General features: G+C 43.5%; 19 protein-coding genes. 10 read left to right on the top strand and 9 right to left on the bottom strand.

Features of this window, described 5'->3' with window-relative positions; genetic code table 11:
* Positions 1-2 precede the first annotated feature (2 nt).
* From P0G38_RS11165 to P0G38_RS11150, 4 genes are all read left to right on the top strand, one after another.
* Positions 3-626: a hypothetical protein gene (locus P0G38_RS11165; RefSeq protein WP_275851013.1), complete on the top strand. Its 624-nt coding sequence runs from the start codon at positions 3-5 to the stop codon at positions 624-626.
* Complete coding sequence (locus P0G38_RS11160) at positions 619-1,245, top strand: hypothetical protein (RefSeq protein WP_275851010.1); 627 nt, start codon at positions 619-621, stop codon at positions 1,243-1,245. The genes P0G38_RS11165 and P0G38_RS11160 overlap by 8 nt, the downstream gene beginning before the upstream one ends.
* 21 nt (positions 1,246-1,266) lie before the next feature.
* On the top strand, positions 1,267-5,310 hold the full coding sequence (locus P0G38_RS11155) for a pectate lyase-like adhesive domain-containing protein (RefSeq protein WP_275851008.1): 4,044 nt from the start codon (positions 1,267-1,269) through the stop codon (positions 5,308-5,310).
* Between the two features lie 248 nt (positions 5,311-5,558).
* Positions 5,559-6,266, top strand: a complete 708-nt coding sequence (locus P0G38_RS11150; RefSeq protein WP_194192980.1) for a demethylmenaquinone methyltransferase — start codon at positions 5,559-5,561, stop codon at positions 6,264-6,266.
* Positions 6,267-6,371: 105 nt separating this feature from the next.
* Here the strand turns inward: P0G38_RS11150 and P0G38_RS11145 are convergent, their stop codons facing one another.
* The 5 genes from P0G38_RS11145 to P0G38_RS11125 form a co-directional block, all read right to left on the bottom strand.
* Positions 6,372-8,177 (bottom strand): ABC transporter permease, encoded by a 1,806-nt coding sequence (locus tag P0G38_RS11145; protein ID WP_275851004.1) that lies wholly within the window; start codon positions 8,175-8,177, stop codon positions 6,372-6,374.
* Positions 8,178-8,190: 13 nt separating this feature from the next.
* Complete coding sequence (locus P0G38_RS11140) at positions 8,191-8,943, bottom strand: ABC transporter ATP-binding protein (protein WP_005225671.1); 753 nt, start codon at positions 8,941-8,943, stop codon at positions 8,191-8,193.
* Positions 8,944-8,950: 7 nt separating this feature from the next.
* Positions 8,951-9,313: a YxeA family protein gene (locus P0G38_RS11135; protein ID WP_275851001.1), complete on the bottom strand. Its 363-nt coding sequence runs from the start codon at positions 9,311-9,313 to the stop codon at positions 8,951-8,953.
* 167 nt (positions 9,314-9,480) lie between these two features.
* Positions 9,481-9,831 carry a hypothetical protein gene (locus P0G38_RS11130; RefSeq protein WP_010747917.1) on the bottom strand — a complete coding sequence of 117 codons (351 nt, stop codon included), beginning with the start codon at positions 9,829-9,831 and terminating at the stop codon, positions 9,481-9,483.
* Complete coding sequence (locus P0G38_RS11125) at positions 9,828-11,129, bottom strand: DUF1576 domain-containing protein (protein ID WP_142967748.1); 1,302 nt, start codon at positions 11,127-11,129, stop codon at positions 9,828-9,830. The genes P0G38_RS11130 and P0G38_RS11125 overlap by 4 nt, the downstream gene beginning before the upstream one ends.
* Positions 11,130-11,506: 377 nt before the next feature.
* Here P0G38_RS11125 and P0G38_RS11120 point away from each other — a divergent pair, with 377 nt between their 5' ends.
* Positions 11,507-13,300, top strand: a complete 1,794-nt coding sequence (locus P0G38_RS11120; protein ID WP_115232182.1) for an oligopeptide ABC transporter substrate-binding protein — start codon at positions 11,507-11,509, stop codon at positions 13,298-13,300.
* Here the strand turns inward: P0G38_RS11120 and P0G38_RS11115 are convergent.
* Together P0G38_RS11115 and P0G38_RS11110 are read right to left on the bottom strand one after the other, a co-directional pair.
* Positions 13,297-13,479, bottom strand: coding sequence for a hypothetical protein (locus tag P0G38_RS11115; protein ID WP_142967746.1), 183 nt, complete (start codon positions 13,477-13,479; stop codon positions 13,297-13,299). The genes P0G38_RS11120 and P0G38_RS11115 overlap by 4 nt on opposite strands.
* 79 nt (positions 13,480-13,558) lie before the next feature.
* A complete protein-coding gene (locus tag P0G38_RS11110) occupies positions 13,559-14,422 on the bottom strand; it encodes a helix-turn-helix domain-containing protein (RefSeq protein ID WP_123833838.1) in 864 nt (287 codons plus the stop codon).
* A gap of 1,055 nt (positions 14,423-15,477) precedes the next feature.
* On the opposite strand from P0G38_RS11110, the gene P0G38_RS11105 reads away from it, so the two are divergent.
* From P0G38_RS11105 to P0G38_RS11095, 3 genes are all read left to right on the top strand, one after another.
* A complete protein-coding gene (locus P0G38_RS11105) occupies positions 15,478-16,320 on the top strand; it encodes a PRD domain-containing protein (protein ID WP_005225677.1) in 843 nt (280 codons plus the stop codon).
* A gap of 170 nt (positions 16,321-16,490) precedes the next feature.
* Positions 16,491-18,392, top strand: coding sequence for a beta-glucoside-specific PTS transporter subunit IIABC (locus P0G38_RS11100; RefSeq protein ID WP_010747921.1), 1,902 nt, complete (start codon positions 16,491-16,493; stop codon positions 18,390-18,392).
* Positions 18,393-18,483: 91 nt separating this feature from the next.
* On the top strand, positions 18,484-19,953 hold the full coding sequence (locus tag P0G38_RS11095; protein ID WP_015509445.1) for a glycoside hydrolase family 1 protein: 1,470 nt from the start codon (positions 18,484-18,486) through the stop codon (positions 19,951-19,953).
* Between the two features lie 50 nt (positions 19,954-20,003).
* Here P0G38_RS11095 and P0G38_RS11090 read toward each other — a convergent pair whose 3' ends face one another.
* Positions 20,004-20,189 carry a hypothetical protein gene (locus P0G38_RS11090; RefSeq protein WP_010747923.1) on the bottom strand — a complete coding sequence of 62 codons (186 nt, stop codon included), beginning with the start codon at positions 20,187-20,189 and terminating at the stop codon, positions 20,004-20,006.
* Positions 20,190-21,249: 1,060 nt separating this feature from the next.
* Between P0G38_RS11090 and P0G38_RS11085 the strand changes: the two genes are divergently transcribed.
* Positions 21,250-22,137 (top strand): SDR family oxidoreductase, encoded by an 888-nt coding sequence (locus P0G38_RS11085; RefSeq protein WP_016610366.1) that lies wholly within the window; start codon positions 21,250-21,252, stop codon positions 22,135-22,137.
* 82 nt (positions 22,138-22,219) lie between these two features.
* Here P0G38_RS11085 and P0G38_RS11080 read toward each other — a convergent pair whose 3' ends face one another.
* Complete coding sequence (locus P0G38_RS11080) at positions 22,220-23,725, bottom strand: helix-turn-helix domain-containing protein (RefSeq protein ID WP_275850985.1); 1,506 nt, start codon at positions 23,723-23,725, stop codon at positions 22,220-22,222.
* Between the two features lie 92 nt (positions 23,726-23,817).
* Between P0G38_RS11080 and P0G38_RS11075 the strand changes: the two genes are divergently transcribed.
* Positions 23,818-24,486, top strand: coding sequence for a WxL domain-containing protein (locus P0G38_RS11075; protein ID WP_275850981.1), 669 nt, complete (start codon positions 23,818-23,820; stop codon positions 24,484-24,486).
* Positions 24,487-24,491: the final 5 nt, after the last annotated feature.

Genomic DNA, 24,491 nt, shown 5'->3' with positions numbered 1-24,491 from the left:
CCATGAACATCAATCTATTGCCTAATAAATTTATTCGTAATCGGGCGTTTGAAGTCATTCTTTCGGTTTCGCTTCTCCTTTCGTTAGTTATCGTTGGGGTTTGCGGGTTAGGCTTTTGGTATTATCAGCGTTTGGTGACCAATAATCAAAGCAATATCATGTCTAGTCAAGCAGAGCGTATCGTCTTTCAGCGCCAGTTAGAAGAGATGCTAGCTTCAAAATCTCAAGACCTACAAGAATTCATCGCCCTGCAAAAGCAAGAGAAATATTTCACAGCGCCTATTATGGAAACCTTTGAGGAAGTGGCATCAGGGATCGATGTGACCATCAATTCGTATAATTTGCTGCTAAATGGCGAGGGGACAATGTCCGAAACAGCCCAAGACGGCACACCATTGTTTCCTTCGGTGAACTTGGCGGTCCAAGGGGATGTTTATGAAAGTCTGATTCGACTTAAATCAGCTTTTGAAGCAATCGATTGGGTACATCATGTGACCTATCAATCCTTTTCCCATAGTTCCATCCCGCAAGATGGGCGCATCACTGTCTATCTCTCACGAATCGATGCACCACAAGTGATCAGTGAAGACAGCGAAGAAGAAAGCGAGGTGGAAGCGGATGACTAGAGTCTTTTTCTCCAAAAAACACATCATCATCTCCGCGGTGATTGCACTAGTTCTCGCTACCTCCGTATTCATTTTCTGGCTATTTTTGCTGAATCCCAAACGTGCCGAAGGGATCGAATTGGCTCAGGAATTAGCTGGGATCGAAGCTGAGATCCGCGACATTCAAGAACAGCTGGTCTACCTGCAAGGGGAACCAGACCTTCTTTCATCAGAGACGGTCAATGAGGTGCCGATCATTCCCAATGGCATGGCGATCGAGTCTTATTTTACTGATCTCGCTGCTCTTGAAACGGAATTGCCGATCACGATTTTGCAATCGACCTTTAATGAGGAGATGCTTTACCCTACACCAGAACAAATGGCAGATCAGACTGGTGACAATCCTTTGGCGACGCAATTTCGGGTCACAAGGATCGGCTTTGACCTCTTGAGTGAGACGAATGAAGGAATCGTGCGTTTTATTGATCGGATGGAAAACCTGAATCGCTTTTTAAAAGTGGAATCAGTCGAATATCGGCAAGGAAGCAATACGTCAGGAGCAGATGCGTTTTCGGCAAGTGTCGTTATCAAGCTGTATTATCTATCAAGATTTGAAACGGGACAAGAACTGTTGGAGTAATCAAAGGAAAGGGGTGCCTAGATGAAATCATTTACTGTTCTAGCGACTGTCTCGAAAATCAAACTGGCTGCCGCTGCATTAGGGGGCTTTATCATTATTTCTATCTTGTATGCGGTCTTTGCTATCAATGGTGGTAATTCTTATGAAGTGTCCGGTCACTTTGACCCAGAAACGGGACAATATGTAGTGACGATCGAATCGGAACAAGCCGCGGGCGAGACGCTTTTCTTGATGGCGAATCATGAAGCGCTGGTGTCATTAGAAATGTTTGAAATGCTTGAGCTTGAGGAAGCGACCTTGCATCCAGCTGAACAAGAGGGTGTTTATGGTGTGGAAATCGAAGTGGCGCCTACGGAAGAAACGTTGTCCTTGGCATTACCAGTCTCTTTAGGAGAAGAAGACGCCATCGAATTTGTTCTTAAGCGGGGAAACCGGACGCTGCAAAAAATCGCTCCGCCTTCTCTCGAGGAACGACAAGCCTTGCGAGTTGAAGCCGACAAGGCTGCAGAAGCAGCAGCCTTGCTTGACATTCAGCAGCAGGAAACCAATGAGTCAGCGGCAGTCGAACTGCTTTCAGAACGGGCGACGCAAGGAGAGCGTGCCGAAGTTTCGGACTATCAAGAGCTGCGGGCTGCTTTTAGTGATTCATCGATCTCTGAAATCGTGTTTCTCGCTGACATTACCGCTGATTATACGAATGAGGCCAACAATCGTTTAACGGCGTTGAATCGGTCAGTGTCCATCGATGGGAATGGTTTTACCTTAACCACACCGAAGCGTTTCAACACGAACGGGACACCAAACTATAGCACGAATCCTACTGGACGTTTCTTTGAACTGACGACTACCCATGATCGTCAGCCAGCGGTCTTTGAGTTAAAAAATATGACGATCGATTTTCAGGGGAACAATCTAGGATCAAACGCGTTGATCTATCAACAATCGTTGGCAGCTTCAGCTTTTTGGACGGTCAAAATAGAAAATATCGAGGCAAAAAGTGGTGTGCTAGAGGGAAGTACGGGCAATAATTTCCTTTATTTGCAGCAAGGAAATCTCGAGATTCGCGGAACGTTCCATTGGGTGGCTCACAGGAACGCAGCCGCGGGCAACAGTTCAGATACTGGCAGCTTTAATGTCAAAAGTGTCTTGATTACGGATGAGGCGGATGTCAAGATCTCAAATACTCGGCCAATTTTTCGACTTCATCCAAATAACAACAATATTTCAACCTCGTTTCGAGTCAATAAGGGTTCCAAGGTAGACCTCTACAGCGTTCAGCGACAAGTAATTTGGGCGAATATGGAAAATCGCACAAATGAGGTGATTTTTGAAGTCGATGGTGAAGGCACGGTTTTAAATGCCTCATCACAAATGGACTTAGCGGGAGCTGACGGTGCAATCATTTCCTTGATTGGACAACGGGATGAGGGGAATAACAAGTTTTCTCGTACGATTATATCTGGTGGTGCGGTCGTAAACTCGTATTCTAGAGCGCCTGCTCCCACGAATGGTGTACCGAGAGGAACCGCTGCTTTTGTCAATCAAATTTCCAAAGCGTCAAGAGACACCGAGCTCGGTGGCAATGTGACGGTAACTGGGGAAGGGTCGCAGTTTAATCTATTTGGCGATGGTCAAAATCATGACTATGCTTCTGTCATGCGGTTTCGCTTAGTCGGGGAACAGACCTTTGTGCTTGCCGACCAAGGGAGGATGAATATCGTCAAATACCATGGGAATTCGGCTGCTGTGCGGATGTATGGTCGAGATAACGAGTTCTATGTGGAGTCAGCCGGTCAGTTGAATATCTTTAACCATGCAGGCACCAGGACTGCGGCAGATGATGGCATCTATATTGATGAAACAGGTTTTGCCGTATTTGATCAGTACAATGATGAAGATCGAGAATTTGACCCATCTGCTGATTCCACCATTACTGCCAGTAATGGTGAAGATAGGTCTGGTCGACAAGGGATTCAATTTCCCCTTGATGGCAGTGGAACCTCGGTCTTTAGTGCACAAGGTGAAAACAGTCGAATCCACATCTATGCACATCGTGGACCTGCTGTTTGGATGCAAGGCGGAGAAGCCGAGTTCTTAGCTGGAAAAGACGCGACCTTTCGAATGGAAGGTCGGACCCTAGGTGCAAATAATGGAATAATCAGTTCGGTTGCAAGAAGCAATTTTGTGATTGATGAACCACTGTTTTATGACTTCCGAAATAACCGTCCGAATGGCGGACAAGCGTTCTCAAACACAAATCGCAACAGTACCTTTACGTCTAATCGTGTCGGACTAGCGGTATGGGAAAAGCGCAACGACGTGAATCTAGATGGTGATCCGGACAATTTCTGGAATCCATTGAGCTATCAACTAGGCAATGTCAATTTTGCACAAATCGTTAGTCCGCAGCCGGGAGAGCCTTTTTCAAATGAATTCAACAGTACGACTTTTAGGGGCGGGAATGCCTACACGCGATTTTCTGCCAATAATTATCCGCCAATGATCCAGCACTTAGTGACCCCGACCAATGCCGACAAAACCTTTTATGCCAAAGCGGTCGTTCCGTATGAATACACGGGGGCGATTCGCGATGCCTGGGATGATGAGGTCTGGGTGGAAGTTGCTTTGAAGGACGAAGCAGGCAACCAGCTTGAAACACAATGGCTTTCCTCCAAATCAACTGTCGATGTTTTTGGTGAGGTGCATAATGGTGTGATCGCATGGACGCGGGACGACTTTTTCAAGACAGGTCAACGTTTTGAAGTGCTGCGTGCCCATCGGGGATTAGACCCCACGATGGAGGGTGTTGACGATTCGATTTTTATTCATGCAACAGAAGAGAGTATTGCCGCTTTGCCTGATGCGGTCGTCGTGGATGTACGACCACCGACTGGTCTGCAAGTGGCAGAGGATCAGGTCTTTAATGAACGGACGACAACAGTATCGGGGATCATGGATTTTCATTCTCCGCAAGACGATCAGCCAAAAGAGCGGGTCGCCATTTATGCGAGTACCGCGCAAGGATTGATCCGTGATGCTTCAGGTGACCCATATGTCATTACGCTTGATGCCGAACAAGGCAATTCCGTACCATGGCAGTATCAATTACCTCGTCGCCTTGTTCCTGAAGAGGATGTGTATATCGAATTTTACGCAAAAGATTTTGCCAATGATCGTTACGACGATTTCGTAGGAACCTTACCAGATACGACCACGACGGAACCCAATGGTCAGTTGGGGAGCACGAATCCGTCCGCCAGCGATTACGAGGACTATTTAGGGTATCGTGATGCCATTGGCGATGATCGTTTCCCACCAGCACTATCCTTTGAAGTCACCAGTATTCGACCTTCTGACCCATCGATTACGTTGCGAGTACCGCAAAGCTTTGATCGTGATGAAGAAGGCAATCCGATTATCACAGTGGGTAATCAATTGATCTTGCGGACGATCGTAGAAAGCAACGATGCGCGAAATTCTGGGAAAGACGATATTGAGAATGCTGTCGTGACGTTAGATATCTCGCCGAATTTATTGACGTTCTTAAATGTCGATGCGCTCGTGTACCAAGACAATATAGCCTCGGCTAGTCTTTCTGGCGATCGTATCACGATCCACTTAGAACGACCAATCGCACCGGGGGATCGCATGGAATGGAACTTGACTGCTCGAGTGGATGAACAGGCAGCTGCTGGTAATGTTCTGACCCCGGTAACGATCAACGGAAGAGTTTCGGGGAATCAACCAGAGACGGAAAACATCCTGATAGGGGAAGACAGTCTCACGCTTCAGACCGGTACACGCGCTGTCACTGGTGAGTTGATCAACCTTGCTGTTCATAACAATCAGCTGCAGATTTTTTACTCCAATCTTAGTACCTTTGACGTCTATATGGATGGAACCTTTTATCGAACATACAACGTGCAGCAAAGACCTGTCACGGATTCTGTCACCCTTGATATTCCTGTCCATGACATCCGTAATTTGATTTCTGTGCGCTACAAAGATGAAAATGGCGCAGACCGTGTTTCTTATTGGAACAATATCTGGGACTTCATCGATTAAACCTGAATAACCTGCTTTAAAAGCTAGAAGAACAGTCTTTCACTGCTGGATCCGCTTGTTGCTGACCGAATTGCCTCGGTCAACAACGCGGGGATCTATGTAGGAACGGCTGTTTTTTGGTGGGAAAATGACTGGAGGAAAAGGAGAAAGCAGAGTTTTTGTTCCGCAGGTTTTTTCGTGCTAGACTAAAAAGCAGAAGCACGTGAAGCAACAGCAAATCGAAGGGAACAAAGAAAGGACGTGCCGCAATGGCAACAACAGCCAAAGAAACCAAAGTACATGATGTATTTGAATCGATCGCTTCCCGTTATGATCGAATGAACGGTATTATCTCTTTTCAGCTGCACAAACGGTGGCGCAAGGACACCATGAAACGAATGGCAGTACCAATGGGTGCTGAGATATTAGATTTATGCTGCGGGACCGGGGATTGGGCGTTTGCGTTGAATGAAGCGGTCGGTCCGACGGGGCAAGTGACCGGCGTTGATTTTAGCGAAGAAATGTTAACGGTTGCCAAAGAAAAGGCACAGAAAAAGCAACAAACGCAGATCCAGTGGCAGACGGGCAATGCGATGGCATTAAGCTTTCCAGACGAGCACTTTGATTATGTGACGATCGGGTTCGGGTTGAGAAATGTCGCAGATCGCCAACAAGTCTTGGCGGAGATCCATCGGGTGTTGCGCCCAGGCGGGAAAATCGTTTGTCTCGAAACATCACAGCCCACACTGATCGGCTGGCGGCAGCTGTTTACTTTTTATTTTCACCATGTCATGCCGTTATTTGGCAAACTGTTCGCCAAAAGCTATCAAGAATATTCCTGGCTGCAGGAGTCGGCACGGGATTTTCCTGACAAAGAGGCATTGAAACGTGAGTTTCAGGCAGCTGGCTTTGATGTGTTGCAAGTCAAAAGCTATGCAGGAGGTGCGGCGGCGATGCATCTAGGGTTCAAACCCTAAGATTGCCTTCCCTTTGTCCGAGAAAAAACAAGAAAAATGAAAGAGACCATCATGCCCTTCATGGCTTGATGGTCTCTTTGCGTTGAGCAATTCAGAGAGTGATTGTTATTTTTTCTTTGGGTTTAAAACAATGTTGGTGTATAACCAGATGGTCACCACGTAATAAATGGCGTAGAGGGCGATAAAGATGCCAAAAGGTAGCCATAGGTCATGGTACGGATCGATCATCAAGGTGGTGAACATTTTTAGACCGAACAAGACATGGATCATTCCTAAGATGCCAGGAACTAGGAAGAGCACGCCAATCTCTTTACGGATCGAGCTTTTCAGTAAACGCGTGCGGGTACCGATTTTTTTCAGCATCGTGTAACGTTGAATGTCGCTGTTTGCCCCTGAAAGAATTTTGAACATCAGGCAGCTAGCTAACATCGTCAAGAAGGCGATACCCAGGAAGAAGCCCATAAATTCAAAACCAGAGAAAATCCCGTTATAGCTGTCGTAAGCGAAGACCCGTTGGGAAAAATTCATATCGGCGGTTTCTGAAGAATTTGCGTCTTGATTTGCTTGCGCCAAATCACGCAGCCCATCGTAGCTTGCTTGGAAGTCTTTGACTTGTACCATTCGCAAGCTGGTTTCCGATGCATTGACCGCACCAAAAGCGGTTTGATCGACGACTTGGATCTCCTTACCTCGTTGTTCTGGTAAGAGGTAGCTACGCAATTGGTCTTGGGCGGTCACATCAGAAGCTAATTGATCGCCAGTCAGCTTGTTGTAAGTGACATCGACACTCAACTGATCCATACTGGAGCTGAGCAAGTTGTTTTCGTTGAATTGTTCCTTCACGTAATAAATGGTGTCATCCGTTTCTTTCATGCTGTAGGTCACATCAAGGGTCGGGTTTAACGCATTGACTTTTTCGTCAGAGGCGTTTTGGGCATTGTTCAAATACAAGTCATAAGGGGCAACAGTTTTTGCCAAGATAGGGATCTCGTTTTTAAAGCCAAGACCAACCGTCAAGGCACCTAATGCTAGAGCAAAAAGCATCGCCACCATCGAAAGCATCTGGGTATACTCACGAATCCGAAAGCTTAATTGCGACAAGGTGAAATTGTTTAACTTTTTCAACGCGATCGTATCGTTCTTCTTTAATAGGGATAAAAGAGCGATGATCACCGAACGAAAGACTAGGTATGTGCCAAGAACGATCGTGACAAGGGCGATGCCGATGCCGATCAATTGGAAGGTCATCAAATCGCTCATCATATAATAGCCGATGGCTAAGGAACAAAGACCTAAAATGGTTTGCAAGAAGAGCAAGAATGGCCGTTGTTTGACTTGTGCGGGCGTGCTTGTTTCCCGTAATAATGCTAAAATCGATTTTTTGGCAATTGCCCGTGCATTGAAGATGGCAGCAATCAAAAAGAGAACCGAGAAGAAGACGACGGTTACGATCAATGCTTCTGGACTAAATGCTGCATAATGGGTGATCTGCAAGTTTAATTGATTGACTAGCAAAGTATTGACACCACTTGCTAAGCCGATCCCTAAGATAGAGCCGACAGCGGTGGCAACGATACCTACCATAAAGGTTTCGATAAAAATCATTTGGGCGATCTTTCGTCCTTTGGCTCCTAACATCATAAACATGGCATAGTCCTTTTGGCGCATCGCCATCAAGAAAGAATTGGCGTATAAGATGTAGGCAAAGGTAATGATCCCTAAGAGGACCGAGCCAAAACGAAAGACGAAGACCACCATACTGATGATCGAGTTGCTTTTTAAAAAGGCTTCATTGCTCGCCATTGATTCGAACATATAAAAGATGGCTGAAGCCATGACTAAACCAGAAAAGAGGACGATATAATCCTTCAACCGAGCTTTGATCCCGGTAAGTGATAGTTTCCAAAGCATGTGTTCTTCCTCCTTATTGTTCCAAGTTTCCTAGAATGACAAGGATCTGGCGGTAAAACGCTTCGCGGCTTTGATCCTCACGTTTGACTTCTTGATGGATCTTTCCGTCCTTGATAAATAAAATACGTTGGCAATAGCTGGCAGAAAGGGGATCATGAGTGACCAATAAAATCGATACCTGGTCATTGGTATTCAAGTCGTCCATCATATTCAATAAATCTTTCGCACTTTTTGAATCCAAGGCACCTGTCGGTTCATCCGCAAAAAGGATCGTTGGTTCTGTGATCAATGCTCGAGCGGCTGCCACCCGTTGCTTTTGTCCACCAGAGATCGCTGCTGGATATTTGTCGAGAATATGTGTGATGGACAAGCGTTCTGCGACTCGTTTGATCCGTTGTTGGATGATCTTTGGTTTGACTCCTTGTAAAGACAACGGCACAGCGATGTTTTCTGAAGCTGTTAAGTTTTCTAATAGATTGAAGTCTTGGAAAATAAAGCCGATTTCACGGCTGCGGAAATCTGCCAAGGCATCGCCTTTTAGTTTGGTGATATCGCTATTGTTGATGCGAATGGCACCTTTTGTCGGATGATCCAAAGTTGAAAGAATGTTTAGTAGGGTGGATTTTCCTGAACCAGAAGCCCCCATGATCCCAATGAATTCGCCTTTTTCAATATCAAAGCTGATACCTTTTAAGGCTTCGGTTTGTTTTTCGTTAGCTTTTCCATACACTTTGGTCAGTTCATTTGCTTGAATAATTTTTTCCATCGTTGCGTTACGCTCCTTTTAATTGGGTTAATGCTTTGGTTGGGATGTCTTTTTCTTTGACTTCTTCATAGCCAGTCACCCCTTTTTTTTCGTTCCAAGTAAGCTTTAAATAGGCTTCTTTGCGCAATGGTCGTTCTTGGAAACCGTTGAAATCAAGGGTTTTGCTTTTGCCGTTCTCATCATACCCTGGCAATTCGTAATGGTATTGCGTATAGACATTCCCATTGTCATCCTTAGAAGTCGTCTTTTCACCATCTGTGGTGATTTGGACATAGTAGCTGTCGCCGCCCATGATGACGGTTTGTGCGACCTGCAATGCGCCGAACCCTATGAGGAGGAGCGCTGCAAGTCCAATCAGAAGTTTTTTCATCTATCGGTCACCTCGTTTTTTATTATGATGAAAGTATAACGCTGGTTTTCTGAAAAGTAGTGTGAAAAATCTATCAATAAACTTTCATTTTTGTCACGACAAACGAACAAAAAACGTTTCTAAAGGGTGAAGGTCACCGCTTAGAAACGTTTTTTGCGTAGGGCTTTTCAGTTGTATTTTTTGCGATACAATTCAACGATCAATTGCTCATCCTCGTACATGATGGATGCTTCGTCGATCATTAATCCTAATAGATAGTAATCTTTTTCTTCATGGATCGTTTGATGACCGCCTAACAGCTCCACATAATAATTTTCTAACGTGCTATCTCTTGGTGTGTTGAGCATGTCGATAAAATGTTCTAAATCAGAGGGCTGCTCTGGAAATTGACCTTGCACAACTGCTTTAAACCCCTCTGCTTCAAAGGCCATCTCACTTATTATCTTTTGACAGTCATGGGACAAAAAGTAGGTGACCACTTCATCGACGATTCGCCGTGCCCGTTCTTTTTCAATCATTTTCTTCTCCGCCTTCTGATTTGCTGGTATTCATCTAACAATGGTACCATTGCTGCCGCGACAAATCCACTGGAAAAGCCATTATTGTATAAGTTCAATCCTCCATGTAAATAGGTGATATTTGTGACCAAGGCTGCATGGACCACCCCAGCGATTACGCCAGCAACTGGACCATAATACCCACTGATGGGGGCTAGACTGGTGCCGAAGATCGCTGTCAGCAATAAGCTGAAGGTCGAGACATCAGAGGTCAAACCGACCTTGGTTGCTAAAACCACCCCAATCATGACAGGCAAACTATTTCTCCAGTGATTCCCGAATGCACTGAAGCCAATCACGGTCAGTATTGCGCCTAAAAGGGGACCAGATAGTTCCCCTTGTAAGAAGAAGACAAAGAACAGCATCAACATCCCCATCATCGCCATGTTCATCATCGTGACCCCAAGGGAAAAAATCGTGACATAGTCCGTCATTAGTTTCCCTGATGTTTGAAAAAGCTCAGGCAAGCCTTTGAGGGATCGCTGGTTTAGAAGATACCCAATAAGAAACATAGCAAGACAAAGAAGAAGCAAGAACGCTGTCAGGTAATAGTGATACTCCGTTGTCAACTGTTTGTTTGAATAGACTTCTAAGTCGAACAGGCGTAAAAAACTCGTGAAAAACATAGTGATGATGCCAGCAGCAAACCCGATATTATACAAAGAAAAACCTTGGTGGAATTGTAAAAATTGAGCTGCTAGAGGAGGAAGCGCCAAACCGATCAATAGACCGATGCCATAACCAAAAGCGATCCCGACGGGTAAAGGCAACCCTAAACCGAATGCTAAGTAACTGATAACCGGCGAGGCGGCACTGCCAAATAAGGCAACCAGTGAATATTGTGTAGCGGGGCGTTGCTGTATGTAAGAGTATAAATAGACACCAAGTGGAATGGGAATCGAGTTAAAGATGTTTTTTCCAAAAAAAGAAAAGCCAGATATGGTAAAAAAAGCAGCGATCATTGGTCCACTAATAATCGTTCCTTGCTTTTTCGCAAGGAGGATACTGATCAATGTCAATAAGCCACTGTTTAAAAAGGCGCTTCCAAGATTGCCGATCGCAAAATAATCAGAAATCAAATTGCTGGGGGCATTTAAGATTGCCAGCGAGCCTTGCCACAAAGCTTGAGGAGGGGAAGCAACCAAGCCAATGAGGATCAAGACGATGCTATACGCCAAAAGCAAGCGCTGGGTTAAGAGCTGTGAGATAGGTGCAAAGGGTTTCGATTTTGTTTGTAAGAAAACTCGTTTATCTGCCATAGTTTCATTGAACGCTCCTTTTTTTCATAGTATCACACCTTTTAGCGACAAAAAAGTATTTTTTGACAGTTTTAAGTAGCGGGAGAACAAGGTAAATGAGAACCAAAAAAGGGAGAAAAAGAAAAATTTAAGAAAATGCGAATAATAATAACGGCGATGTATCAAGGAGAATCGCCGTTTTTTCAATAATTTCATCAATCGGTGAAATTATTGACAGAAAGAATTTTACGAAAATTGTTATAATTTAGTTAATCTCGTTCAGATTTTCTAATAAAAAAGCCATTTTAAGATAAAAAAAACTGTTTGCTTGGTTTTTTTATTCGAAGATCGAGTGATCACTGAATCACGAGGAAGGGATTTAAATAAGGAGGAAGAGTATGAAGAAAACGAAGTTTGGCATGATTACTTTATTGGCAGCGCTTGTTTTAGGGGCTTGCGGACAAAGTAACGGAGGTGGAACAGGTTCGACAGATACACAAGAATCATCAACTGAGGCAGCTGGATTTGATATCAATGATTTGCAGCTTGCAGTTGAAAATAACGATGAAGTGATCGATGGGGGCGTCTTAGATGTTGCGGTAGTAACAGATACGCAATTCCAAGGGTTGTTTCAATGGGAGTTTTATCAAGATGCTTATGACCGTGACTTCATGTTACCAAGCCATGAATATTTGTTCCTACAAGATGAAGATTTCCGAATTGTGAATGGTGGACCAGCTGATTTAGAATTAGATGTCGATAACAACAAAGCAACGATCACTTTGCGTGAAGATTTGAAATGGTCTGACGGGGTCGATGTAACGGCTGAAGACGTGATCTTCTCTTATGAAGTCATCGGACATCAAGACTATGATGGCGTTCGTTACAACAATGATTTTACGAATATTGTTGGTATGGAAGAATACCACAGCGGCGATGCCGATACGATTTCAGGGATCACAGCAGTCAGCGATAAAGTCGTTGAAATCGAGTTTAAAGAAATGCATCCAGGTATGCAGCAATCCGGTGGAGCGATCTGGCATTCTGCATTAGCGAAACATGCCTTTGAAGGCATTGAAGTGGCAGATATGCCTTCAAGTGATCCCGTTCGAACCAATCCAATCGGTTTTGGTCCATACAAAATGAGTAATATCGTACCAGGTGAAACGGTGGAATATGTACCGAATGAACATTACTATGGCGATACACCAAACTTAGAAAAAATCGTGATGCGTAACGTCCCTTCGGCTTCAATCAATGAAGCGTTAAACGCCAAGCAATACGATTTAGTCTTAAAAATGCCAACAGATACCTTTGATACGTATCAAAACATGGATGGCTACCAAATGTTAGGTCGTCCAGAACAATCTTACACGTATCTTGGCTTTAATTTAGGTTCATGGAATGATGAAACAAACAGTGTTGATTTTGATCCAAATGCAAAAATGGCGAACAAAGCATTGCGTCAAGCAATGGGCTATGCCATCGACAATGATGCGATCGGTGAGCGTTTCTACCACGGCTTGCGTTCAAATGCTTCAACATTGATCCCACCTGTTTATGGTACGTTGCACAATAGCGATGCCGAAGGATACCACTTAGATATGGAGAAAGCAAACCAACTTCTAGATGACGCTGGCTTTATCGATGTGGATGGCGATGGCTTCCGAGAAGATCCAGATGGCAACAAATTGACCATCAACTTTGCGTCAATGTCTGGTGGGGAAGTTGCCCAACCATTGGCGGATTACTATGTTCAACAATGGCAAGAAATCGGTTTAGATGTTCAATATTCAACAGGTCGTTTGATCGATTTCCAAGCCTTCTACGACAAGCTGAAAAACGATGATCCAGATATCGATGTCTTTCAAGCTGCTTGGTCTACTGGTTCAGATCCATCACCAACCAGCTTATGGGGACCAAATTCAGCATTTAACTACACTCGTTTTGAGTCAGATGAAAATACTGAATTGTTAGCTGCGATCGATTCAATCGATTCCTTTGATGAAGCAACACGGAAGGCTGCTTTTGATGCATGGCAAGAATATGCGATTGAAGAAGCTTTTGCGATCCCAACGTTGTATCGAAATCAAATCTTACCGATCTCTGATCGTGTCGCAAACTTTACCTGGGCATTTGATGCCGATCATAACCCATGGGCAACCATCGGTGTGACTTCAGAATCTCGTTAATCGGTTAGTAAATTGCACAAATGAATCGGCAGCAGCATGCTCGTTGCTTTTGCCAAACAAAACCAGTTAGGTCTAAAACCTAACTGGTTTTTTTCTTGGTCCATGCAGACGGAAGAAGCAAGTCGAATGTTGAACCCTTCATTTTGAGCGGCTGTTTCGTGGGCGGGTTGGAGTGACATTGACGAAAAAGCTGAGCTCCGTTGGAAGATCAGCTTTTTTTGTTAGATAACATTACATAAATGTCCATTTAATAAGCGGCTAAATCGCACGATTGGTAACAGCAGCAAGCAACTGTTGGAGATCGTTTTTATGGTTCTGGTAACCGGCTTGTTCAATAACGACTAAGGTGTTTTTTAGAATCTCTTTGTTCAACTGAGCGGATTGCAAATACGAGTATATTTCCTGATACAGCACTTGATGGATTTTTAAATAAAAATAGAGAGGAGTATTGGGTAGCGGTTCAGACAAAAGCAGAAACTTGTTAAGTAGATAGGCATCTTTATTTTCGCTGGCAAAGGCACAGCCGTTTAAGATCACGACACTTAACAGATTTGCATAAAATGGATCATTGGCGTAGTGAAGGATTTTTTTGATCCCATGATCTAAGTAATAACTGATCGTTTCTTGGTCAAAAATAAATAACAAATTTGAGAATAAATTTAACTCAAAGCGCCCCCAGGTTTCGATATCAAACAAGTATTGCTTTACCAGTTCGACTTCTTGGGTGTAAGCTCCTTGATTCATCAGAAATGATTCACGGTTGAGCAGCAGCAATCCTTGGACATACAAAGAATAATAGAAAAAATTTTGTGTCTCAAAGTAGCGTTTTTCCAGGCTAGTCAAGTAGTCGAGAGTCAGTGTTCGCTCATAGTAACGGGTATAGAAATCTTGCACCAGCTGACGTTTCTGATCCGTGGCTTCGCTGTCGATCAACAGACTGAACTCATGAACCGTAATATTCATTTTGTCTAAGTAGTCAAACAGGGTTTGTGAAGAGAGGTTTGTTTTACGATTTTCGAATGAAGAAAGGGTGGTACGTGAGGAAATACCTTCGGCAAGCTTGGCTTGCGAGATTTTGCGATCTGTGCGCAGTTTTTTGATTAAAGAGCCTTGCTGTTTCATGGGGGACCTCCTTAATTGTGACGCATTTCTGAACAATGTGATTTTAATAACATGTTATCAAATATAATAAGGTATAGCAAATAATAAAGGAGGTAGTTTTTCATGGAATTTGAACCATTCGGCCCTTGGGAAATCAACCCATTTAAAAACTAGTACTGCCTTTTCTGCGAAACCTTATCGTTGACCTTTCAATGATAAGTCTTGTGACTGTTTCCTTTATGATAGGAACAGCATTTTCCTCGCTCTCTGCGGTTTTTATCGCAGGATCGAGCAACATCTTGAAGAATCGAAAGGTTATTTGATTGCTTCCCCCTCTCAAAGACACCTTTTCGTTTGTGGAAGTCATGAAGCGCATGAATCGCTAAAAGCGGTCAGTCACATTGAATGTCTGTCATGCACCAGACCTTCCCCAATTCTTTGTGATTGATCGTTTTTTGTAAAGCATCATCCTTCTAGCTATGACCGTAATGTACGAAGATTACGGTTTTTTGTGTTGTGTGCTGTTGGATAAAAAATGCCCAAGCTGTTACAGAGGATTTATACAGAAAAACCCCTCACTATCAGTAAAAAATCCACTTCAAATAAGAGTGAAACAAAGCCGAAAAGGAAAAAAGAAAAACGTTTGCAAAAAAAGTGTTGACATTTTTTCTCAGAATGAGTACTATTATCTCAACGGAACATGAGAGTGTTCTCATTACTGGATTCGTTACTGTTCGGCAGGCAAGACCAGAGGAAAAAAGTGCGTTGATTACCCAAAGTTTCTTGGGTTGTACACTTTTTTGCTTTGGTCTTCTTTTTTTGCTCCATTATTTCTAATAGCTAAAAAAAGAACCGGTTCCAAGGTAAGGTCCAGTCATTGATCAGCAAAGGAGGGGAGAAGTAAAACACAACGAACTGCCAGTTAGGTTTGACGATAGCCTGCAGCACTGTCTGGAGCAGTCAATCACCTCGTCACTTAACGGCACGTCAGAGAAAGAAAAAAATACAAGACCTTCTGCATAGACGTCAAAGGATGCAACGTTTTTACGGGCTATGCTGATCAAGGAGGATCGTTCGTGAAGATTATCAAGAGGATCAACAACAATGTTGTACTTTCAAAAGAAGATGAAGTTGAAGTGATCCTAATGGGAAAAGGGATCGGCTTTCAAACGAAACCGGGTGACCCGATTCCAGCTGAGCGAATCGAAAAAAAATACTATCCAGAAGATGATTTGACAGTGGAACATATGTCGAAAGTCATGACGAAGGCTGACGAAAAACAAATGGCCGTCATTTATGAAATCGTGCGTCTTTTTCGGGATAGTGTTGGAACCGATTTCAATCCAAATGTTTATTTCACACTGATGGATCATATCTTGTTTGCCATCAGTCGTCAAAAGCAAGAAATTGTTTTGACCAATCCCATGCATTGGGAAATCAAGAAAATCTATGCCAAGGAATATGCGGTCAGTGTCCAAGCGGTCGAGTTGATCCGCAAAGAGCTGTATCCCGATTTTTCACAAGAAGAAGCTGCGTTTATCACTTTGCATTTCGTCAATGCGCAAATTGAAAAAAGCGCCAATCAAAGTGCTTATGAGCACACCGAGTTGACGAACAATATTTTACGGATCGTTAAGTACAGCATGAACATCGAGTTTGATGAGAATTCTTCCTACTTCCAACGGTTCGTGACCCACATTCGCTATTATTTAATTCGACAAAGTCAAGAAAAAGAAGAGCCAGTATTGGCAAATCCAATGATTGCCTTGGCCTTCAGCAGCTATCCAAAAGAAAAAGAAACCGCAGATTCGATCAAAGAATACTTATTTGAACAAAAGGGCTGGCATGTCAACGATATGGAATTGATGTATTTGATTCTGCATATCGGTAACTTAGCCGCTCACTCAAAATTAACCTAAGAATGGAAATGGATTCGTTACAGTTCGGCTGGCAAGACCTGCACTTTCTTACAATACTCGATGAGGAAACCCGTCGCTCTTTTTTTAGGGGATCTCTCATGCTTGTTTATTGTAGAAATGGCTGGTCTTTTTATTTTTATTAAATGACCAATAAAAAAGGAGCAATCAAAATGGCAAAATATACTGAATTAGCGCAAGACATTTTGGCCCACGTTGGTGGCAAAGAAAATGTCTCATCTGTAAAACACTGTGTGACTCGCTTACGGTTCCACTTAAAAGACGAAAGCAAAGCGGACACTGATTATTTGCAAAAACGTGACGGTGTCGTGACCGTCGTCAAAGCAGGCGGACAATACCAAGTCGTTATCGGCAATCATGTGCCAGATGTTTATGATGAAGTGTTGAAAGTCGGCGGATTAGCCGATGGTGGCAGTCTTGATATCGATGAAGGCGACGGGCAAAAAGGCAGCTTGTTTGACCGCTTTATCGATGTTATCTCAAGCCTGTTCCAACCGTTCTTAGGTCCATTAGCGGCAGCCGGTATCTTAAAAGGGATCACGGCGTTGCTGGCAGCAACTGGGATGGAAGCGACCAATGGTATCTATGTAGTAATGAATACTTTAGGCGATGGTTTGTTCCAATACTTACCAATGATCTTAGCCGTCACTGCTGCGAAGAAATTCAAGATGAATACCTATACGGCATTAGCGATCGCAGGGGCGATGGTTTATCCGGGCTTAGCAGAAAGTGTGGCTGAAGCGAGCAAAGTCTTTGGTCTAACCTTGACCTTACCAGCAGGTGGCTACTTTAACAGCGTACTGCCAATCATTTTAGCGATTTTTGTCGCTTCGAAAATTGAACAGTTTATGCGCAAAGTTACACCTGATGTAGTCAAAATGTTTGTGGTTCCTTTTGTAACGATTTTGATCACTGTGCCGTTGACCTTCTTTGTGGTAGGTCCAGTCGCAAATACAGCCTCTAGCTGGATCGGTGTTGCTTTCCAAGCGGTGTACGATTTCAGCCCAATTATTTACGGATTTGCTTTAGGGGCATTATGGCAAGTATTAGTTATGTTTGGTCTTCACTGGGGTCTTGTGCCATTGGCGATCATGGATATGGCGCAAAACGGCTCTTCGATTATTTTGACCGCAGCAGTGCTACCATGTTTCACGCAAACGGGTGTGTTAGCAGCAATTTGGTTGAAAACGAAAGAACCAAAAGTCAAACAAGGCGCAATGCCAGCATTGATCTCATCGATCTTCGGTGTGACTGAACCTGCGATCTACGGGTACACGTTGCCAATGAAAACACCATTTATCGTTTCTTGTTTAGTTTCAGGTTTCGTCGGTATCTACTTGTCAATCTTTAACGTCACTGGTTATGCAATGGGTGGTATGGGGATCTTCTTGTATCCTGCATATATCGATCCAGCAACAGGCAGCTTCCATAGCGTGATCCACTTGGCGATCGGTACAGTGATTGCGATCGTGGCGTCATTTATCATCATGATGTTGTTGAAAGTACCAACATTGTATACAACTGTTGATTCACCAGTCGACGGTCAAGCAACACCAGCAGCGCCAGCGCCAGAAGCAAAAACTGTTTCTGCCAGCGTCAAAGATGAAACAGTCAAAAGCCCAGTAACTGGTCAAGTGGTTGCTTTAGCAGATGTGGAAGACAAAGTCTTTTCTTCAGGTGCTATGGGAAAAGGGATCGCCGTTGAACCAGCGATCGGTGAAATCACTGCGCCAGCAGATGCAGAAGTCAAAATCTTGTTTCCAACAAAACATGCCATCGGTTTAGTGACAGAAGATGGAACAGAACTATTGATCCACATCGGCATGAATACGGTAGAACTTGAAGGCAATCACTTTACTGCCTACATCAACCAAGGAGACAAAGTCAAAGCCGGTCAAAAACTGATCTCTTTTGATACAGAGGCGATTCGTGCGGAAGGCTATTCTTTACTGACACCAGTCATCGTCACGAACTCTAACGACTACAGTGACATCCAAACGACACAGTCAAAAGAAGTAACAGCGCAGGACGATTTGATCGAAGTCGTAAAATAAATGCATTTAACGGCACGTCGTCGGATCAGTAAGAATGCTTTCTTGCTGATCTGCTGTGTCGATTATTAAAGAAAAAGAAAGTAGGCTAATCATGACAGAAAAACAATTTCCAAAAGGCTTTTTATGGGGCGGCGCCACTGCAGCCAACCAATTTGAAGGAGCATGGAACGAAGGCGGACGTGGTCCAGCCACATCTGATACAGCGATCGCTGTCAAACCAGAAGACCGCAAAAACATGGCAGAATTTGCTGCACCAATGACACGGGAAAAAGTTTTGTTTGCCTTAAATGACAAAGAAGGCTTGTATCCAAAACGTTGGGGGTCAGACTTCTACCATCGCTACAAAGAAGATATCGCCTTGTACGCAGAGATGGGCTTCAAAACCTTCCGTCTGTCCATCGCTTGGTCAAGAATTTTTCCAAATGGTGACGATGCTCAGCCAAATGAAGAAGGCTTGCAATTTTATGACAACGTGTTTGATGAGTGTGCGAAATACGGGATCGAACCCTTAGTGACCCTCTCTCACTACGAAACACCTATCGGGATCGCGTTGAACTATGGCGGCTGGAAAAATCGCCAAGTGATCGATTTGTTCGTCAAATACGCAGAAACTGTGTTGACCCGCTACAAAGACAAAGTCAAATACTGGTTGACCTTCAATGAAATCAATATCATGGGGATCTCTGGCTATGTTGGCGGTGCCTTATTATCCGAAGACGGCACACAAAACCTTTCTGACATGTATCAAGCTGTGCATCATCAATTTGTGGCTTCTAGTTTAGCAACAAAATTTGCCCACGAAATCAATCCTGACATCAAAGTAGGGATGATGTTGGCACGAATGCAAGCTTACCCAGCTACACCAAATCCAGCAGATGTGATGGAAGAAATCAAGCGTGACCACGAGAATCTCTTCTTCTCTGATGTCCAAGTTCGTGGGAAGTATCCCGCATATACGAAGCGCTTCTTTAAAGAAAACGGCATCGAAGTGACCTTCGAAGACGGCGATTTAGACATTCTTGCGCAATACCCTGTCGACTTCATGTCCTTTTCTTACTACATGAGTTCTATTGCTCGCCACAATCCTGAAGAAGGCGGCGAAGCAACTGCTGGCAACTTTTCTTTAGGCGAATCAAACCCTTACTTGGAAGCCTCTGACTGGGGGTGGCAAATCGATCCAATCGGCTTGCGTGTGACTTTGAATAACTTGTACGACCGCTACCAAGTACCGTTGTTTATCGTTGAAAACGGCTTAGGTGCCTTGGATACGGTGGAAGAGGATGGTTCGATCCATGACAGCTATCGCATCGATTATTTGAAGGCGCATATCGAACAAATGTATGAAGCGATCGAAGATGGTGTGGAATTGATGGGCTATACGCCTTGGGGTTGTACCGACTTAGTATCGGCTTCCACGTCAGAAATGTCGAAACGCTACGGCTTTGTCTATGTAGACGCGGATGATGAAGGAAACGGCAGCTTTGACCGTTCCCGCAAAGATAGTTTCTACTGGTACAAAGAAGTCATTGCCACCAATGGCGGTAGTTTGTTACAGGATTAAAAATAAACCAAAGCGGCTCTCTTTTATGAGAGCCGCTTTTTTTGCTGTGTTTAGAGAACAAAGAAGAAAAAGGGAATCAGCAGCTGCCATGCCAGATAAATCAAAGAAACAGTCAACGCCCACTTCTTCATTTTTGGCTTAGGCACAACGGATTCAGGCATCAAATACACAAGGGAAAAAACCGTGAGAAAAAATAGCAGGGTCAGTGGTTGGACGACAAAGGTCAGCCAGCTCATAGGAAACGCTCCTTTCAAGAGGTTTGATGATTCTTTGTTACGATGTGGTAATTTACCATTTCATTATATATTTAATTATTTAGGAAGGCAATGTGTTCTTGGGGATCGCAAGTGTCACAACGAAAGGAATCAGAGAGCAAGGCTTGGCACGCATTGATCGGCGAAAAGTGATTTTTTCATCAAAGCAGACTGAATAAGAATGAGTGAGGATGAAGAATAAAAAATCCCCTCGAAAGGGGATGAAAGGAGCTACTTCATAGGTATAGATCGTCTTTGTTGTAGTCAAAAGGCATTAAGAGGGCGTTTTGGCGCGAGTCAGGCGCAGCTGCAGTCAACGTTTTCTACTACGCAAATAAAAAATATACCCAAGCAGACTAGCAGAAATCAAGAAACCCATGTGAAACGCGGCAGTCGTTTGGTTAGGAAGACCAAACCTAACGAAAAAAAGATGACTGGTACCCAAAAGATCAAGCGAGCAAGTTGGATCATTTTATCTCTCCTCATTCTTTCTTATTTGAGTAAAAGGATAACGTAAATATTCATTTTTTTAAAATAATATCCATTGGTTGTGAAAAAAATAGTTAATAATCAGAAGGATATGTGAAGGCATGCTAATGTTTTTAGTACCGCGAATAAACAGCGTATTTTTTAGAAAACGAGCATGCATTTTACTACTTTAGAAAGTTTCAGCACATATTACAGACACCAAACCCTGGATGATCGACAGCCACCACAGTCATCCCGATGTTTTTCTACAGACCGCAAAGGAGATGGAGGCCTTTCGTCGGGCACTGCTCGAACTGCTAGAAAAGTAGCAAAATCAACCACTGCACACAGAAACTTCACTACGATTTCCCAGCAGAATGATGAGATGCCTGGGGGCGTTCTCACTACTGAGTCATGCAGCATTTTCGTTTTACTAAGCATCTGTTTTCTTACGGATGCTTTTTTTCTGGTGAGCGTTTCGTTTCTCATTCACTCCATCTTCCTTTACACTTTTAAGTAAGGTCATAACAAACGATGACAAATAGAAGTAGAAATAATCAAGGAGGAAACGAGCATGTCAGAAAAAATCAACAATCCGTTAACGAAGTATTATGATGGCAAATTTGAAAAACAGGTGCAAGAAGCACCGGCGATTCAAGGAAAGATGCAGCCAGTACCTGATTGTGGGGAAGAAAGCTACGCAGGTTCAGACAAATTAGCTGGACGCAAAGCATTAGTGACCGGTGGTGATTCTGGTATTGGTCGAGCAGCAGCGATCGCTTTTGCCAAAGAAGGCGCCGATGTTGCAATCAACTATCTTCCTTTTGAAGAAGAAGACGCGCAAGAAGTCAAAGCAGTCATTGAAAAAGCTGGACGCAAAGCAGTCTTGATTCCAGGAGACTTGAAAGATGAAACCTTCGCTCGTCAATTGGTTCATGAAGCAGCCAAAGAATTAGGCGGGTTAGATACATTGGTTCTAAATGCTGGGATGCAACAAGCGGTGAAGGACATCAAAGAGTTGACTACGCAACAAATTCAAGACACCTTTACAACGAATATCATCTCGATGTATTGGACAGTCCAAGAAGCATTGGATTACTTACCAGCTGGTGGAAGCATCATCACGACCACATCGATTCAAAGTGCGGAACCAAGCGCCCATCTTTTAGACTATGCAGCCACGAAAGGTGCCATTACTTCCTTTAGTAAAGGGCTAGCTGCGCAATTAAGTGAAAAAGGCATTCGGGTCAATACCGTTGCGCCCGGTCCAATTTGGACGCCACTTCAAATTTCTGGTGGACAACCACAATCTGCGATCCCAGAATTTGGTCAAAAAGAATTGATGAAACGTGCTGGACAACCAGTCGAATTAGCGCCAGTCTATGTTTTCCTAGCCTCTGATGAAGCAAGCTATGTAACTGGACAAGTGTACAGTGTAACGGGTGGTAGCTTCTTCGCTTAACAATCCCTGGATAAATTTGTAGGAAAAAAGCTCGAGCAAAGATGCTCGGGCTTTTTTTTGGGATGAAAATGGAATCGGTAGCTTACTTTCCTTGTTTGGCAAACATCTTGGACATCATCAGTTGATTGATCTTTGCAAAAACGGCTGCCCACTCTTGTTCGGCTTGCAGGTTAGACAGTAAGACTAATTTTTCGGAAAAAATCACTTCTTCATAACTATCGGTGATCAATAGATCGGCTGCTTCCATCTGGTTAATAAAAGTCACTGAAGCTTTGGAATAAATCGAATGGATCCTTGTCTCGATCATTTGCTTCGTGCGGTATTGGATCGTCGTTTGAATATAGACCGACACGGTCGGGGGCGTATTCATCTGTGTTTCCAAATACAAGAGATGCGCAAGATAAGGCAACTGTGTCTGTTCAAAATACTCTTTATCCAAGTCAGCAAATGGATACCTTTCAACATGGGTCAGTAAAAGCTTGCAGATTGCTTCATAGGTTTTGTCTTTCGAAGGAGTGTTTTCGGTCAACAGTTGGTGTTCGAGCTGCCACACTTCCAGAAGATCGATACCGATAATGATCGATAGGTTGAAGACCAGCAGACAGCTGCTTAATAATTTTTCAAATTCGGCGACTTCCTGACTTGGAGCAAAGGTATCGTGCCAATCTTTGATCATTGCAGTGAAAAAGCGCACAAGATCGGTATCAGAATGTTTGATCTCTTGGATGATCGCTTGATTCTTCGCTTGGGGAATCTCTCCTGGCAAAAACACATGCAAAAAGAAATTTAAGTAAAGATATTCTGACTGAAGCGTCTTTTCTGAGGCATAATCGGCACTCAAAAAAAGCGATTCGAGGATTTCCTCTGGTAAAAAACAATAGAAATTCATCAATCCCATGTATTTTTCAGGGATCGCTGGCAAATATTTTTTCTGGATCGTTCGGCTGACCACTGCTTGCCAAAAAGCAGCGAGTTTATTTTTCGTCAACGGATCAAAGTGAGAAACAGCAAAGAACGCTGTAAACTCTTCGACATTTTTATGGGAAACGCTCGGCAATAGCCACAAATCAGCAGGCGCACTTTGGGTCAAGAAACTGTAGGTGAAAATACGGATATCAAGCTCTTTTCCAGCAAGAACGATGCGGTTATTCAGGTCTGTTCGAATTTGGATTTGAAATTTTTCCAATAGTTGGTTGATTTTCTTGATCAACCGATACATATGCGATTGGCTGACATGCAAATCCAAACATAATTGCGTCAAGGTCATTTGCGGGCGCCCAATCAAGTAGTGAATCAAGGTATATTGTGTGGAGTTGAGCAAATAATGATACATCAATTTTGCATAGAAAGGTTCATCATCCTCTGCTCGATCAACAAAATACTGATTGTAATGATTTTTTGATAGAAGCAGGTGAGGGGAAAGCAGCTGCAAATCTTCATTTAAAAAATAAATATATTTTTGCAGACTTTTTTGTGGGATGTTCAAAACTTCTGACAGTTGGACCAATGTCACGCCATTGGAATTACAGACAACTTTGAAAATCTCTAATTTCTTTTCTTCTGCGGGAGAAATGAATTCTCGATACATAAGGGATTCTCCTTTTTGGCGTTTTTTTTACGCTAAATCTGTGAACCGTATGATAACCATGATGGATTATACTTATGATAGATGAGAATAGAATGAAAAAACGCCAATTAATTTATTATTTTTCAAGGCTGTTTTTTTCGATTAACCTCGGTTTCTCATTAAAAAAAGTGAAGGAAGAGATGAAAATGAACAAAAAGGCAGTAATGTTAGGTTTGGTCGGAATGGGTTTAGGAATGGCGCCGACTGCGGCAGCTGCAGCAGAAGCGAATCCAACGGCTTCAATGACGAGTCAAGCAACACTAACGATCGAACAAGGAATCTTGTCACTGGATCAGGTGAGCAATTTTAACTTCGGTACAAGCAGTATCCAAGAGATCGCTACTGATGAACAAGTGATTCAAACAACGTCGAATGAAGTGACTTCGATCACGGATTACCGGGGGCCGAATCAAGCTGGCTGGCAGTTGACGGCGCAATTATCGAAAATGACGAATGCTAGCGATAACGAGCTGGCAAATGCCAAAGTCACTTTAAATGGTACAACGGCTTCTGGCGATGCAGCGCTAGTCTCGGGCACCGAATTGATAGTAGAGGCAACAGACCCAACGCTGATTGCTTCTGCTAATGGCACAACTGGCTTAGCAACCAATGACTTTAACTTTTCCAATGCTTCATTAACCGTACCGAAGCAAAATGTGAACAGCGGCACTTATAGCGGCACGATCACTTGGACATTAGCGAACACGTATCAAGCAGAGTAGGAAAG

It is taken from the genome of Enterococcus casseliflavus, from assembly GCF_029215545.1.
Taxonomy (GTDB): domain Bacteria; phylum Bacillota; class Bacilli; order Lactobacillales; family Enterococcaceae; genus Enterococcus_D; species Enterococcus_D casseliflavus.
The sequence above is the reverse complement of the archived record's forward strand: the minus strand, read 5'-3'. Positions and strand labels throughout refer to the sequence as shown.